The organism is Actinosynnema sp. NPDC091369, from assembly GCF_044757065.1.
GTDB lineage: Bacteria > Actinomycetota > Actinomycetes > Mycobacteriales > Pseudonocardiaceae > Actinosynnema.
Window position 1 is genome coordinate 190,671 of record NZ_JBIVUG010000006.1, and the last position, 14,816, is coordinate 205,486.

General features: G+C 73.7%; 13 protein-coding genes. 3 read left to right on the forward strand and 10 right to left on the reverse strand.

Annotated elements, in window-relative coordinates:
• The first annotated feature begins 23 nt into the window (after positions 1-23).
• Complete coding sequence (locus ACIQMJ_RS24010; RefSeq protein WP_499763242.1) at positions 24-500, forward strand: hypothetical protein; 477 nt, start codon at positions 24-26, stop codon at positions 498-500.
• Between the two features lie 270 nt (positions 501-770).
• On the opposite strand, the gene ACIQMJ_RS24015 is transcribed toward ACIQMJ_RS24010, so the two are convergent.
• From ACIQMJ_RS24015 to ACIQMJ_RS24045, 7 genes are all read right to left on the reverse strand, one after another.
• Entirely contained in the window at positions 771-1,703 is a 933-nt protein-coding gene (locus ACIQMJ_RS24015; protein WP_499763243.1) for an anti-sigma factor RsbA family regulatory protein, read from the reverse strand.
• A gap of 100 nt (positions 1,704-1,803) precedes the next feature.
• Positions 1,804-2,775, reverse strand: coding sequence for an ROK family protein (locus ACIQMJ_RS24020; RefSeq protein WP_499763244.1), 972 nt, complete (start codon positions 2,773-2,775; stop codon positions 1,804-1,806).
• Positions 2,769-3,107: a hypothetical protein gene (locus ACIQMJ_RS24025; RefSeq protein WP_499763245.1), complete on the reverse strand. Its 339-nt coding sequence runs from the start codon at positions 3,105-3,107 to the stop codon at positions 2,769-2,771. Before ACIQMJ_RS24025 ends, ACIQMJ_RS24020 begins: the two co-directional genes overlap by 7 nt.
• A gap of 5 nt (positions 3,108-3,112) precedes the next feature.
• Positions 3,113-4,324 carry an ArsA family ATPase gene (locus ACIQMJ_RS24030; protein WP_499763246.1) on the reverse strand — a complete coding sequence of 404 codons (1,212 nt, stop codon included), beginning with the start codon at positions 4,322-4,324 and terminating at the stop codon, positions 3,113-3,115.
• The gene (locus tag ACIQMJ_RS24035) at positions 4,321-4,758 is read right to left on the reverse strand and encodes an SRPBCC family protein (protein WP_499763247.1); all 438 of its coding nucleotides are present in this window, start codon (positions 4,756-4,758) and stop codon (positions 4,321-4,323) included. The genes ACIQMJ_RS24030 and ACIQMJ_RS24035 overlap by 4 nt, the downstream gene beginning before the upstream one ends.
• A 27-nt stretch (positions 4,759-4,785) precedes the next feature.
• Positions 4,786-5,574, reverse strand: a complete 789-nt coding sequence (locus ACIQMJ_RS24040) for a metallophosphoesterase family protein (protein ID WP_141978274.1) — start codon at positions 5,572-5,574, stop codon at positions 4,786-4,788.
• An 11-nt stretch (positions 5,575-5,585) separates the two neighbouring features.
• Positions 5,586-5,966, reverse strand: coding sequence for a polyketide cyclase / dehydrase and lipid transport (locus tag ACIQMJ_RS24045; RefSeq protein WP_499763248.1), 381 nt, complete (start codon positions 5,964-5,966; stop codon positions 5,586-5,588).
• A 112-nt stretch (positions 5,967-6,078) separates the two neighbouring features.
• On the opposite strand from ACIQMJ_RS24045, the gene ACIQMJ_RS24050 reads away from it, so the two are divergent.
• Both ACIQMJ_RS24050 and ACIQMJ_RS24055 read left to right on the forward strand, forming a co-directional pair.
• On the forward strand, positions 6,079-7,887 hold the full coding sequence (locus tag ACIQMJ_RS24050; RefSeq protein ID WP_499763249.1) for an AMP-dependent synthetase/ligase: 1,809 nt from the start codon (positions 6,079-6,081) through the stop codon (positions 7,885-7,887).
• Between the two features lie 317 nt (positions 7,888-8,204).
• Positions 8,205-11,105 carry an AfsR/SARP family transcriptional regulator gene (locus ACIQMJ_RS24055; protein ID WP_499763250.1) on the forward strand — a complete coding sequence of 967 codons (2,901 nt, stop codon included), beginning with the start codon at positions 8,205-8,207 and terminating at the stop codon, positions 11,103-11,105.
• 132 nt (positions 11,106-11,237) lie between these two features.
• On the opposite strand, the gene ACIQMJ_RS24060 is transcribed toward ACIQMJ_RS24055, so the two are convergent.
• The 3 genes from ACIQMJ_RS24060 to ACIQMJ_RS24070 form a co-directional block, all read right to left on the reverse strand.
• Positions 11,238-12,368 (reverse strand): glycosyltransferase family 4 protein, encoded by a 1,131-nt coding sequence (locus ACIQMJ_RS24060; RefSeq protein WP_499763251.1) that lies wholly within the window; start codon positions 12,366-12,368, stop codon positions 11,238-11,240.
• Between the two features lie 9 nt (positions 12,369-12,377).
• Positions 12,378-13,616: a basic secretory protein-like protein gene (locus tag ACIQMJ_RS24065; RefSeq protein ID WP_499763252.1), complete on the reverse strand. Its 1,239-nt coding sequence runs from the start codon at positions 13,614-13,616 to the stop codon at positions 12,378-12,380.
• 64 nt (positions 13,617-13,680) lie between these two features.
• Positions 13,681-14,721 (reverse strand): C40 family peptidase, encoded by a 1,041-nt coding sequence (locus ACIQMJ_RS24070; RefSeq protein ID WP_499763253.1) that lies wholly within the window; start codon positions 14,719-14,721, stop codon positions 13,681-13,683.
• Positions 14,722-14,816 lie beyond the last annotated feature (95 nt).

Consider the following 14,816-nt stretch of genomic DNA (forward strand, 5'->3'; position numbering starts at 1 on the left):
GACCGGAGGGCTGGAGCACGCCGATGAACTCCCGACGCGACTCGACCGACGGCCCGGAGGACGTCGACGCGACCTTCGCCGAGATCGTGGCGGGTCTGGAACGCGAAGGCGTGGGCAAGCAAGCCTTCCTCGACGACGTCGACCCGGACGAGGGCGACGAGGCCGAGCCGGCCCGTCCCGTGCGGCCGGAGGGCCAGCCGGCCGTGGCCACCGCGGACGACGACCCCGACGCGTACCCGGACCCGGACGACCCGAACGACCACTACGTGCCGCCGGACCCGCCTCCGCTGCCCGCGTTGCGGCCGGGCACCGTCGCGGCCCTGCTGCTGATCCTCCTGGGCGTCGTCCTCCTGCTGTTCCCGGGCCTGTTCGGCCTGACCGGCACGATCGGCACCCCGCTGGCGCTGATCGTGATGTGCTCGGGCGCGGGCTGGCTGATCCTGCGCATGCGCAACACCCAGCCCCCCGACTCGGGCTGGGACGACGGCGCCGTCCTCTAATCCCTCGCGCGAGTCGAACACCCAGGACCCGAGAGTCGAACGCTCAGGCCCCGAGAGTCGAACGCTCAGGCCCCGAGAGTCGAACGTTCAGGCCCCGAGAGTCGAACGCTCAGGACCCCTGAATTCAACGCTCAGGGCGACGAGCGATCCGCCGGGCGTGTGCTGAGCGTTGAACACGCGGGACCTGAACGTTCGACACGCGGGCGCTGAGCGTTCGACTCGCGGGACCTGGAGGTTCGACACGCGGGACGTGAGCGTTCGACTCGCGGGTCAGTGGCCGGCGGTCAGGCGGATCGTGTAGCCCTCGGCGTCACGGCTCATGGTCACGTCGCGGCACGTGCGGTGGGTCAGCCACAGGCCCACGCCGGCGGTGGTGGTGCGGTCGGTCGGGACCAGGCCCGCCGAGGCGGAGGACGGACCGTCGCCCCGATCCGTCACGGCCACCAGCACGTGCGTCGGCCCCGCCCACGCCCGCAGCCGCACCGGCGGCCGGCCGTGCGAGTGCGCGTTCGTCACGGCCTCGCTCGCCGCGTACACGATGTCGTCCACCTCGTCCCGGCTCAACCGGGCGCCGGCGCACGCCGCGGTCACCGCACGCCGCGCCTCGGCCGGCGTCGGGTCGGTCAGCTCCACCAGCGGACGCCCCGCTTCGAACGCCGACGGCACGGCGGACGGCAGCACCCACGAGGACCGGTACCGCGGGTTGGGCAGGTGCGCCCCGTCCGCCCCGACCGTCCACGGGTGGGTCCGCGCCACGTCCGCCAGCACCCGCGCCGGGGTGGTCCGCAGGTCGTACGGGCACACCCCCCACAGCGGGTACTCGGCGAACACCTCGTTCACCGCCGCCTCGTACCGCGCCCACCAGTCCCACGACGCGCCGACGCCGGGGTGCGGCACGTCGCCCACCACCCGGATCTGCGGCGCGCCCGCGTACTCGGCGAACAGCTTCCGGTAGGCCAGGATCGCCTCGGTCGGCCGGGCGTACTGGTCGCCGCCGGGCAGGAACACCACGCCGGACGGGTCGGCCACCGCGTCGCGCACCAGCCGCTCGTTCGCCTCGCGGCACGCCACCACCACCGGTTCGCCCGCCGCCACGCCCTCGTCCACGAACGGCACGACGAACGACCGGTAGTCGTCGTCACTGCCGTAGAACGCGGTCTCGTGGAAGTACCCGACGTGCCCGTGCGCCGCACCCGTCCTCATCGGCGCACCACGGGATCGGTGCGGGACTCGCGGACGTGGTGGTCTCGCGGTCCCCTGATGACGGCGGTCCGCATCCCGCGATGCTACGCGGACGCGGAGGTCAACGGTGCCTTCCGTTGCGGGCTGTGCTCGCCGCCACGTCACGCGCGAGCGTGGCCACCCCGACGATGCCGGCGTCGTCACCGAGCTGCGCGGTCCGGATGCGCGCCAACGGCCGGTGCCCGGCCCCGGTCACCACGGCCGCGTACCGCTCCCGCGCGTCGTCCAGGAACAGCGGCGCGGACTCCGACACACCTCCGCCGATGACCACGACCTCGGGGTCGTACACGTCGGCGACCAGCGCCAACCCCTCCCCCAGCCACCGGGCCAGGTCGGCCATCGCGCGTTGCGCCAACGGGTCGCCGTCCCGCGCCGCGCCCGCCACCCGACGCCCGGTGACGGCACGCGAGTCGCCCAGCGCCTCCCGCGCCAGCACGGTCGACTGGCCGGGGTAGCGGGCCAGCAGCTCGACCGCGGTCGTGCTCAGCGCCGTGCCGCTGCAGTACCGCTCCCAGCAGCCGTTCTTGCCGCACGGGCACGGCCGCCCGTCCGGCACGAGCCGCAGGTGTCCGAGTTCCGGCGCCACGCCGTGGGCGCCGCGGAACACCTGGCCGTCGATCAGCAGCGCGCCGCCGATCCCGGTGCCGATCGCGACCAGCGCGGCGATCTTCGCGCCGCGCGCCGCGCCGAACCGGTGCTCGGCGAACGCGGCGGCGTTCGCGTCGTGCTCCAGCACCACGGGCATGCCGACGCGCTGCGAGATCCGCTCGGCCACGGGGGCCTGCCGCCACGCCAGGTGCGGTGCGAACCGCACGGTGCGCCGGTCGGAGGCCACGAACCCGGCCACGGCCAGGCCGACGCCCGCGATCCGGTGCCGGGAGGCGAGTTCCGCGACGGCCGTGCCGATCGCCTCCTCCAGCGCTCCCTCGCCACTGGGCGTGGCCGCGCGGGCGGTGTCGAGGACCGCGCCGTCACCGTCGACGACACCCGCGCGCACACTCGTCCCGCCGACGTCGACGCCGACAGTCAGCACTGCGACCCCTGGTCGCGCCGCACCACCGGGATGTGCTGGACGCGCGGCTTCTCCGGTCTCGCTGCTCCCGGCTCGGCCTGCTCGGCCGCGGCGGGCTCGGCCAGCGCCGCCCGCAGCACCGCGATCAGCCCGGCCACGTGCTCGGCCGCCTTCGCGGCCAGCTCGGACCGGTCGCCCCGGGCCAGCGCCACCGCGTTGCACAGCGGGCACCAGCCGCACGTGCGCGTGTCGTGCTCGCCCTCGGCGGCGGCCATCCGGTGCAGCCACGGCTGCGCGCGCTCGGCGGCCGCGTCGAGCAGCAGGCGGAGCTCTTCGGCGAGCTTGGCGTCCACGGGCCTCACCGCATCCACAGGTCGGGGTCGGGTGCGAACCGCACCGCCAACCCGGTGTCGTCCAGCTCCGCGCCGGTCACCAGGCAGCGCCGCAGCAACGACGGCAGCGCCACGAGCCGCCGCCTGCCGTCCACGGTGACGGCCAGGTCGTCGCCCACCCGCGCCAGGTCGAGCGACGAGTCGCCGATCGGCAGCGCGAGGCGCAACGTGTACTCCAGTTCGCCGGTCCGCTCCACCGACAGCAGCGGCTCTTCGTCGTCGACGACGCCGTCCAGCGGGTCGCGCCCCCGGTAGAGGCTTTCGGCGACGTCCAGCAGGGCGGTCGCGCCGACCGGTTCGGCGGCCCGGTGCTCCACCGCGGTCACCGAACCGAGGTCGGCCAGCTCGGCGAGCACGGCGTCCTGCTCGGTCCGGCGGGTGCGCAGCCAGTCGGCGGCCGGCCCGCGGTCGGCGCCGGGGTCCGGCACGACCCGGTTGGCCACCACGCCGTCGACCCGGATGCCCTGGAGCGCGAGCGCCGTCACGGTCCGCCGGGTCTCCGCCGCGACGACCCGTTCGGGGGTCAGCACGAGCCGCACGCTGGTCGTGGGCGAGGTCAGCAGGCCGCGCAGCTGCTCCAGGTTCTCGGCGAGCCGGCCCAGCGCGTCGGCGGTGGCGTCCCACTTCTCCACCGTGCCGCTGCCGGCGACGCCGGCCAGCAGCCCGCGCACCACGCGCCGGTGGGTGGGGAACAGCCGTTCCAGGTAGGAGGCGAACGCCTCGGGCAGCGCGAGCAGCCGCAACGTCTCGGCGGTCGGACCGCAGTCCACGACCACCACGTCCCACGGCCCGGTGCCGGCCAGCCGCTGCACCTCCGACAGCGCCAGCAGCTCCTCGACGCCGGGCAGGACGGTGAGCTCCTCGGCGTCCAGCTCGTCGACGCCCGCGCCGGCGAGCACGGTCCGCAGGTGTCCGCGCAGGTCCCGCCACGCGTCGTCGACCAGCGCGCGGGGGTCGATCTGGGCCGCGTGCAGGACCCCGGCCGACCCGGCGCCGTCGATCTCGCTGACGTGCGCGGTCAGCGGCACGCCGAGCGCGTCGCCCAGCGAGTGGGCCGGGTCGGTGGACACGACCAGCGCCTTGCGACCTCCCGCGGCGAGCGCGGTGGCGGTGGCGGCGGCCAAGGTCGTCTTGCCGACCCCGCCCTTACCGGTGAAGAGCAGCAGGCGGGCGCTCATCCAGCGTTTTCCACCCGGCGCTTGAGCTCCTTGAGCGCGGTGTCCATGATCATCTTCTCGGCCTTGCGCCGGAACAGGCCGATCATGGGCACGACCAGCTGCACCGACAGCGTGTAGGTGACCTCGGTGGAGCCGCCCTTGGGGGTCAGCGCGTAGCTGCCCTCCTGCGACTTCTGCATCTGGCCCTTGACCAGGTGCCACGAGATGCGGCTCGGCGACCACTCGTCGTAGGCGAGCACGTACTCGTCCTTGATCGGGCCCTGGTCGATGTTGAACTTGACCTGCGCCGCCCGGCCGTCCGCCCCGGTCTCCAGCACCTCGGCGCGCTTGATCCCGTTGGCCCACTGGGGGTAGGCGTCGAAGTCGGCGATGACCGCCGCGATCTCCTCGGGCGTCGCGTCGATGACGATGGACTGGGTGGACTCGTCGGCCATGTCGGGGAGGCTACCCGGTGGTTCGGCTCACCAACGCAGGACGTGCGGCGTGCGCGTGCGCTGGAAGTGGCCGACGTTGACGCACTCGGTCCAGCCGACCCGCGCCCGGCGCGCCATCGGCTGGTGCACGTGCCCGAACACCGACCACCGCGGCCGGTCGCGCTCGATCACCTTCAGCAACGACGTCGAGCCCAGCTCGGGCCGGCGGGCGACCACGTCGTAGGTCAGCTCGGCCACGGCGGGCGGCACGTGGGTGCACAGCACGTCCACCTCGCCCAGCCCGGCCAGCGCCGCGCCGAACTCCTCCTCGGTGCGCAGGTAGGGCCGCCACGGGCCGCGCCGGTTGGGCACGAAGCCGGGGTGCAGCAGCGCGCCGCCCGCGAAGCCGAACCGCAGCCCGCCGATCTCGGCCACCTGCCCGTCCAGGACGTGCACGCCGTCGCGGGCGAACAGCGGCCACAGCTCCGGGCTGTCGACGTTGCCCGGCGTGGCGTAGGTGGGCGCGCTCATCACCGCGAACATCGCGGTGTACTGCTCCATGATCGCCTCTTGGACGACGTCCGCGGCGTTGTCCAGGCTCTCCCACAGCGACCGCATGTAGCGGACCGTCTCGGCGCCGAACCGGCCGCGCCGCAGCCGGGCGAACACCTCCACCTTCTCCGCTCCGAAAACCTGGCCCAGGATGCCCTTGCCGTGGTCGTGGTAGTCGACGAAGTCGACCAGGTCACCCAGCACGACCAGCGCGTCGGCGCCGTCACCGGCGCGGGCGAGGGCCTCCGCGTTGCCGTGGACATCCGAGACGACGTGAACGCGCACAAGACCCAAATCTACGGCAGGACCGGTGGCACCCCGGGTGCCCGACCGTCCTCCAAGATCAGTTTGAGGCCGAGTGACACCTGCTTGGCGGCCAACTGGCGGCGGCGCACCTCGCGGCGGGTGCGCTTGTCGGACGCGCCGCCCGGCAAGTCGGCACGCAGGAAGTAGTGCAGCAGGGTGCCGTCCAGGACCGGCTCCAGCCACACCTCCATCGTTCCGACCAGCGCGCCTGCGACCGTCCAGCGCAATCCCTCGGTCCCCCGATCGGCGTACACCTCGAGGGACAGGTCGGGCCAGAACTCCGCCCACGCGGCGGGCGGGGCGAAGGCCGCGGCGACCACCGCCGGGGGCACTGCGAGGAACGTCTCGTCCACGACGTCGACACTGGGCACGGGTGAGGAGAGTGCCACGACACGGTTACGGAAACGCGGGCCGGCCTGGTGTATCGCCGGAATCACAGGCTAGGTTTCCCCACCGGTAACAAACAATCGTCCGGAGGTCGACGTGCGCGAGTTCAGCGTCCCCGCCACCGCCACTGTGGCTGCCGAGGAGAACCTCACCGACATGGTGTGGGCGAACGCGGAGCGCTTCGGCAACGCCGTCAGCTTCCGCCGCCGCGTGGACGGGACGTGGGTGGACGTCACCGCCCGCGACTTCGCCGCGCAGGTCCTCGCGGTCGCCAAGGGGTTGATCGCGGCCGGGCTCGAACCCGGCGAGCGGGTGGGTCTGATGTCCAAGACCCGCTACGAGTGGACCCTGCTCGACTTCGCCATCTGGCACGCGGGCGGCGTCGTCGTGCCGATCTACGAGACCTCCTCGGCCGAGCAGGTCGAGTGGATCCTGTCCGACTCCTCGGCCAAGGCCGTGTTCGTGGAGACCTCCGAGCACCGCGCCACGGTCGACTCCGTCGTGGCGGGTCTGCCCGAGGTGCGGCACGTGTGGCAGGTCGACGGCCCCTCCGGCGACGCGGCGGGCGCGATCGACGAGCTGACCGCGCTGGGCGCGTCGGTGTCCGACGACGACGCGCGCGCACGGCGCAAGGTGGTCGGCGCGGACGACACCGCGACCATCGTCTACACCTCCGGCACCACCGGCCGGCCAAAGGGCTGCGAGCTGACCCACCGCAACCTGCTGTCCGAGGTGCGGGGCGGGATCACCGCGTTCCCGCAGCTCATGCAGGCCGGGAACTCGCTGCTGGTGTTCCTGCCGCTGGCGCACATCCTGGCCCGCGCCCTGTCGGTGTGCGGCGTCTACACGCGGGTCACCATGGGCCACACGGCCGACGTGAAGAACCTGGTGGAGGACCTCCAGTCGTTCCGGCCCACGTTCGTGGTGGCCGTGCCGCGCGTGTTCGAGAAGGTCTACAACGGCGCGAAGCAGAAGGCGCACGCGGCGGGCAAGGGCAAGATCTTCGACGCCGCCGAGGCGACCGCGGTGGCCTACAGCCAGGCGCTGGACACCGGCACCGTCGGCCTGGGCCTCAAGCTCAAGCACGCGCTGTTCGCCAAGCTCGTCTACAGCAAGCTCCAGGCGGCGCTGGGCGGCCGGTGCACCAACGCGGTGTCCGGCGGCGCGCCTCTCGGCGAGCGGCTGGCGCACTTCTTCCGCGGCATCGGCGTGCCGGTGCTGGAGGGCTACGGCCTCACCGAGACCAGCGCGGCGGCGTGCGTGAACACGGCGGCGGCGTTCCGCGTCGGCACCGTGGGGCGTCCGGTGATCGGCACGTCGATCCGCATCGCCGAGGACGGCGAGATCCTGATCAAGGGCGACATCGTGTTCCGCAGCTACTGGAACAACGAGCAGGCGACGTCGGAGGCCCTGGAGGACGGCTGGTTCCACAGCGGCGACATCGGCGAGCTGGACTCCGACGGCTTCCTCAGGATCACCGGCCGGAAGAAGGAGATCATCGTCACCGCGGGCGGCAAGAACGTCTCGCCCGCCGTGCTGGAGGACCGCCTGCGCGCCCACCCGCTGATCAGCCAGTGCATGGTGGTCGGCGACGCGCAGCCGTTCATCGGTGCGCTGATCACCATCGACCCCGAGTTCTTCCCGGCGTGGAAGGAGCAGAACGGCAAGTCGTCGTCGGCGACCGTGGCCGAGATGGTGGACGACGAGACGCTGCTCGCCGAGATCCAGGCCGCGGTGGACGAGGCCAACCAGGCGGTGTCCAAGGCGGAGGCGATCAAGAAGTTCCGCATCCTGCCGGTGGACTTCACCGAGGCGGGCGGCGAGATGACGCCGAGCCTGAAGCTGCGCCGCTCGGTCGTCGCCTCGACCTACAAGCAGGACATCGAAGCCATCTACGCCCGCTGACCCCGCCGCGAGGTCGGGGGCGGCGCCCACCGGACACAGACGAGTGGCCCGCACCGAAGTGCGGGCCACTCGACCCCCAGTGATCGCGTATCCGCTGACGCGGACCCGAGAAGTTCTGTTGTCCCGGTCCCCCAACCGGGACTTTTCATAGACTGCCGCAGCGCGCTGTCGTATCGCTGACGCGGTGATGACTCGTGCCGTCAGCGCTCGCCTAGGCTGTGCCCCGGGGAGGCGGAACGAGGGGACGCAGACGGATGGGCGCTGGGCCGTGGTTCGGCCTTCTCGGCCCGCTTGAAGTGCGCATACAGGGTCAACCGGTGCCCGTCCGGGCGGGCAAGCACCGGGCGTTGCTGGCTGCCCTGTCGTTGCGCGCCGGCCGGGTCGTCTCAATTGGCGAGCTGGTGTCCTTCCTGTGGGGCGGCGACCCGCCCGCCCGCACCCGCGGCACGTTGCAGACCTACGTCATGCGGCTGCGGCAGCTGCTGGGCGACCCGTCGCTGATCCGGACCACTTCGGACGGCTACCGGTTGGTCGTGCCTCCGGAGCAGGTGGACGTGCACCGGTTCACCACCACGGCGGGCCTCGCGCGGCAGGCGGCGCAGTCCGGGCACCTGGCCGACGCCGCCGAGCTGTACGCCGAGGCGCTGGCGCTGTGGCGCGGGCCGGCGCTGTCGGACGTGCCGTCGGAGGCGTTGCGCGACGACGAGGTGCCGCGGCTGGCCGAGCGGCTTCTGGTGGTGCACGAGGAGCGCAACGACGTCGAGCTGGCGCTGGGCAACCACGAGCGGCTGGTGCCGGTGCTGCGGTCGTTGACCACCGACCACCCGCTGCGCGAGCGGTTCTGGGCGCAGCTGATGGTGGCGCTGTACCGGGGCAGCCGGCAGGCCGAGGCGCTCGAGGCGTTCCGGCTGGTCGACCGGCTGCTGGGCGAGCAGCTGGGCATCGAGCCGGGCGCGGCGCTGCGCGAGCTGCACCAGGCGATCCTGGTCGGCGACCCGAGCCTGGCCGCGCCGGCCGAGCAGTCGGACCCGGACGTGCCCGACCAGCTGCCACCCGACGTGCCGGGGTTCGTGGGCCGGGCCGAGCTGGTGGACCGGATCTCCCGGCTGATCGCGCCGGACGGGCCGCGCACCGCGGTGCCGATCGTGGCGCTGACCGGCGTGCCCGGGGTGGGCAAGACGGCGCTGGCCGTGCACGTGGCGCACCGGCTGCGCGAGCGGTTCCCGGACGGTCGGCTGTACGTGGACCTGCGCGGGTACGCGACGGGACCGGCCACGCCGGTGGTGGAGGTGCTGACCCGGTTCCTGCGGGCGCTCGGCGTGCCGCCGGAGCAGATCCCGGTCGACTCCGACGAGCAGAGCGGCCTGTTCCGATCGCTGCTGGCCGGTCGGCGGATGCTGCTGGTGCTGGACAACGCCGCCGCGCCCGACCAGGTGCGCCCGCTGCTGCCCGGTGCGGCGAGCTGCCCGGTGCTGGTGACCAGCCGGGACGACCTGCGCGGCCTGATCGCCGTGGACGGCGCCCGGCGGGTCGGGCTGGACGTGCTCGAGCCGCACGAGTCGCTGGCCGTGCTGCGGCGGTCCGGCCAGTCGGCGCAGGAGCTGGCGCGGCGGTGCGGGCACCTGCCGTTGACGCTGCACATCGCGGCGGCGTCGGTGGCGGGCGGTTCGGTGGCGCGGTACCTGGAGAGGCTGGGCGACCGGCGTCCGCTCGACCTGGCGCACGCCGCCCTGACGCCGGGCGCGCGGCGGCTGTTCGCGCTGCTCAGCGTGGTTCCGGGGCCGGACTTCAGCACCGAGGCGGCGGCGAACGCGGCCGAGCTGACCGTGCCGGAGGCCGCTGCGCTGCTCGGGCAGCTCAGCCGGGCGCGGCTGGTGAGCGCCGACGGCGGCCGGTACGCGTTCCACGACGAGCTGGCGCGGTTCGCCGCGGAGATGGCGGAGGCCGGGAACGAGGACGTGGCCGCGGCCCGGGTGCGGCTGCTGGAGTTCTACGTGCGCGCGGTGGACCACTGCGCGGAACTGCTGTACCCGGACCTGATGCGGTTGCCGACGCCCGCCGGGCGGGCCGTGCGGCTGCCGCGGATCGAGACGGCGGCGCAGGCGCGGGCGTGGCTGGACGCGGAGCGGGCGAACCTGACCGCGGCGATCCGGTCGGCGGCCGAACGGGGGCCTGCCGCGATGTCGTGGCGGCTGGCCGATGGGCTGCGCGGCTACCTGTGGATCGGCAAGCACGTCACCGAGTGGCTGTCGACCGCGCGGTACGGGCTGGACGCGGCGCACGAGCAGCGCGACGTGGCGGGCGAGGCGGCGATGCACCAGAACCTGGGCACGCTGCACTGGCGGCTCGGCGACTTCGAGACCTCCGTCGCGCACTACACGCGGGCCGTCGAGCTGCACCGGATGCGCGGCGACCTGGCGTCGGAGGCGGAGGTGCGCGGCAACCTCGGCGTGGTGCGGCTGGAGGCGGGCGACCTGGCGTCGGCGCGGGACGACCTGGAGACGTGCCTGGCGTTGAAGCGGGAGTCCGGCGGGCCGCGGTCGGGTGAGACGGGTGTGCTGACCGGGTTGGGCGTGCTGGCGATCGAGACCGGGGAGCTGGCCGAGGCGGTGGACCTGCTCGGCGAGGCGCTGGCGATCAGCGTGGAGCACGGGTTGCGGGGCAGCGAGATCACCGCGTTGACGTTGTTGGGCGTGGCGTCGCAGCTCATGGGCGAGCCGCAGCGCGCGCTCACCCACCTGTCCGAGGCGTTGCGGTTGGCGACGGAGTCGGGGTTCCGGGAGGCCGCGGCGCGGGTGCTGGAGAGCATCGCGTCGGTGCGGCTGGACTTGGGCGAGCACGCGGAGGCGTTGGAGCTGGCCGACCGGGCGTTGGCCGAGCTGCGGCAGGACGGCGACCAGCGGATCACGACGAACGTGCTGGTGGTGATGGCCTCGGCGAACCGCGGCCTCGGCTCGCTGCGCACCGCCGACGAGCAGTTCCAGCAGGCCCTGACCAAGGCCCGCCGGATCGGCTACCTGCCGGGCGAGGCGCGTGCCCTGGTCGGCCTGGCGGGCGTGCGCCGCCTGCTGGGCCAGGTCACGGAGGCGCGGGCCCTGGCCGCCCAGGCCGTGACGCTGACGTCCGACCTGGGCCTGCGCATCACCGAGCGCCACGCCCGCACCGAACTGGCCGCCGTCGACCACCTCCTGGGCGACGACGACCCGGCACGAACGTAGAACTCGGGGTACCTGAGCGTTCGACTCTCGGGACCCGAGCGTTCGACTCTCGCGCGTGTCCTACGTTCAGCACGCGAGAGTCGAACGCTCAGGTCCCGAGAGTCCTACGTTCAGGACCCGTGAGTTGAACGCTCAGGTGTTGATCAAGCCGGCCAGGCGGTCGGCCAGGTCGTCCCAGCGCCAGTTCGCGGTGACCCACTCACGACCCGCCGCGCCCATCTTCGCCGCGGTGCCGGGGTCGGCCAGCAGGGCGGCGACCGCGTTGGCCACCTCCGCCACCTCGCGCCCGTCCACCACCCGACCCGTCACGCCGTCCCGCACGGTCTCCGGCGCCCCGCCCGAACGCCCCGCCACGACGGGCAGCCCGGTCGCCGACGCCTCCAGGTACACGATCCCCAGGCCCTCGACGTCCAGCCCGCGCCCCCGCGTCCGGCACGGCATCGCGAACACGTCACCGGCGTTGTAGTGCGCGGGCAGCTCCTCCCACGGCACGGACCCGGTCAGCACCACGTGCTCCGACACGCCGACCGACGCCGCCAGCCGCTCCACCGCCCCCCGGTACGGCCCGCCGCCGACCAGCAGCAACGCCGCGCCGGGCACCTGCCGCCGGATCTCCGGCAACGCCCGCACCAGCACGTCCTGCCCCTTGCGCGGCACGAGCCGCGACACGCACACCACCACCGGCCGGTCGCCCAGCCCGTACCGGGCGCGCATCTCCTCCCGAGCCGCCGACGACGGCGCGAACACCGACGTGTCCACCCCGGACGGCAGGTGCTCCAACGCCGCCATCGGGCCGAACGCCGCCGCGAACCGCGACCGCGTGTACCGGCTCACGAACGTCACCACGTCCACGTCCGACCCGATGCGCCGCAACGCCTGCCGCGCACCCGGCAGCATCGACCACCCGACCTCGTGCCCGTGCGTGGACGCCACCACCCGGGACGCGCCCGCGGCACGCAGCCGTGACGTCATCAGGGCCAGCGGAGCCGCCGCCCCGAACCACACGGCGTCACAGCGCGCTCCACGCAGGATGTCCGACGCCCGCCGCACGACGTCCGGCGTGGGCAGCATCAACGTCCCGGGGTGCCGCACCACCTCGAACGGCTGCACGGCGTCGAACTCGGGGTGCGAGCCGGACGACGACTGCCACGAAGGCGCGTACACCACGAGCTCCGGCAGCCGCACGGCCAACGCGTGCAGGTAGGACTGGATTCCGCCGGGCCGTGGCGGGAAGTCATTGGTCACCAGCAAGGTCCGACGCACGCGACCACGTTACGGGAACGTCCGCCGCAGGAAGTCCTGCCACCCGCGCACCAGCGCCGCGGTGTCCCCGCCGGTGGCCTCCAGCAGCACGCCGTCCACTTCGGACGCCCGAACCCGCGCCAGCCGCCGGTGCAGCGCGACCAGCCCCGGCTCGCCCAGCGACGCCGCCAGGTACAGGTTCACCGACCACGCCTGCTGGTAGGCCAGCTCCATCGCGTCACCGCGGAAGTCGGCGTCCGACGGCAGCGCGGCCGGCACGGACCGCCGCACCTGCGCGGCCAGCAGCGGCGCGGCCCTGGTCGGCGGCACGTCGCTGCGCCGGTAGCCCACGTAGTCCGCGAACCCCTCCAGCACCCACATGGGCGCGCCGTCGACGGTCTCACCGCGCGTGGCGACGTGCGTGATCTCGTGCCGCAGCAGCACCCGCAACGACAGCGGCGACAACGCGCCCGCGCTGTCGGGGTTGAGCACCACCCGCTGGCCCCGCGCCGTGTGCGTGTCCGGGTCCACCCGGTCGGCCACCGCGACGCCCGCGATCGCGCCGGTGGCGAACCCGGGTCCGACGAGCGCCACCATCTCCTCCGGGCTCGCGGGGACCAGCACGGCCACCTGACGCGCCCACGCCTGGCCCCACACCTCGGTCACGGCCGTCACGGCGCCGTCCAGCTCGGCCAGCGCCCGTGCGGCCAGCGCCTCACCGCCGGGGTGGCTCAGCACGAACCCGCCGGTGCCGGTGAGCACGTGGCACGGCCCGAAGTCCCACGGCCCGCGCCACGTGCGGCGGCCCGCCGGCTCCAGCGCGGTGTCGGAGTTGAGGTACCAGCGGCCGTCGCGCCGGGTGAACAGGTAGGCCATGCCCTGGCTGCTCGGCTCCACGTCCACGCCGGCGAGCCGGTAGCCCAGCCGCACGTCCGGCGCCCACACCTCGTCGGCGGCGGGCAGCGCCAGCCCGGACAGGTCGACCTCCCCGTCGAGCCGGTACTCCCACTCCGCCAGCGGCACGTGGGCGAGGTTGCGGAACAGGTCGAGCTGCCGTTGCCGGAACCCGGCGTCGGCCCCCGGGTCGAGCACGGCGCTGAACGCCGCCTCGTCCCGGTCCAGCACGGCTCGCGCGCGCTGGTCGAGCAACGCCGCGACGGCGTCCGCCCGGTGCGGAGCGGGTGGGGTCGTCGGCGCGACGGCCGTGACCAGTCCGACGAGGAACGTCACGGCCACCACCGCGGCCAGCACGACCCTGATGCGGCTCACGGGCCTCCAAAGTCATCGGCAGGGCCACCCTCGTGTCAAGGATGGCCCTGCCGGATGGGAGTTGTCAGCCCGCGATGCGCCGCATGGCGTAGATCGTGCCGGGGTTCTCCAGCGGCACGACCTTGACCGGGACGCCGTCGGTGGACGCGTGCACGACCCGCGCGTTGTCCACCGCCATGCCCACGTGGTTGCCGCCGTTGTAGATGATCAGGTCGCCCGCCTGGACCTCGGAGCGGCTGACCGCCCGCCCGGCGCCCGCCTGGCCGCCGGAGGTGCGCGGGATCGTCACGCCGGCGTAGGCGTAAGCCTTCGACGTCAGGCCCGAGCAGTCCCAGCGGTCCGGGCCGGTCCCGCCGTACAGGTACATGTCGCCCTGCTGGTCCAGCGCGAACTGCAGCGCGACGCCCGCCGCGCCCGCGGGCACGTTGGCGGTGACCTTCGGGCCGGTGTTGGTCAGCGTGTTGCGCTCCTGCGCCGTCAGCCGGTTGAGCTGGTCCTTGACCTCGGTGATCTGGCCCTGGAGCTCGTCGTTGCGCTTCTTGATGTCGTCGGCGATCTTGGTCGCCTCGTCCGTCGCGGCCTGCGCGCGGGACTGGGCGTCGGCCGCCTTCTGCCGCGCGTCCTCGGCGGCGTCGACCGCGCCGGAGAGCCGTTCGAGCGACTCGTTGTTGTCCGACGCGAGCACGCCGAGCGCGGACATGCGGTTGAGGAAGTCCTGCTGGGAGTCGGACACCAGCAGCGCCGACAGCTGGTTGAACCGCGCGCCCTCGAACGACGCCTCGGTCAGCTTGTCGACCTGGACCCGGAAGGTCTCCTCGTCGGCCTTGGCCTGGTCGCCCGCCTGGGTCGCCTGCGCGAGGTCGGCGTTGGCCTTGTCCAGCTCGGCCTGGTTGGCGTTGCGCTGCTCTTCGGCGCGCAGCAGTTCTTCGTTGAGCTTGGTCGCCTGCTCGGCGAGCTCGTTGTACTTCTTCAGCGCCTCGGAGGCGTTCGCGGGGGTGTTGGGCTGGGCTCCGGCGGGTACGGGCAGAGCGCCCACCGCGGCAGCGGCCACCGCCGTGGCCGCCATCGCCCCGCGCAGTCCGCGCTTGAGTCGTTGCGACGCCACAGTCGCGTGTGTCTCCTTCGTCTGATCCCGCCTGCCGACCGGGCGCGTGACGCGGCCCGGCGCACCTCTGGTGAGAGATTCCGGCTCGGCTCCCC

What these genes read in the sequence shown, in the direction of transcription:
- ACIQMJ_RS24010 (WP_499763242.1), top strand. Translation starts at nt 24, where the DNA reads ATGAACTCCCGACGCGACTCGACCGACGGCCCGGAGGACGTCGACGCG.
- ACIQMJ_RS24015 (WP_499763243.1), bottom strand. Translation starts at nt 1,703, where the DNA reads ATGAGGACGGGTGCGGCGCACGGGCACGTCGGGTACTTCCACGAGACC.
- ACIQMJ_RS24030 (WP_499763246.1), bottom strand. Translation starts at nt 4,324, where the DNA reads ATGAGCGCCCGCCTGCTGCTCTTCACCGGTAAGGGCGGGGTCGGCAAG.
- ACIQMJ_RS24035 (WP_499763247.1), bottom strand. Translation starts at nt 4,758, where the DNA reads ATGGCCGACGAGTCCACCCAGTCCATCGTCATCGACGCGACGCCCGAG.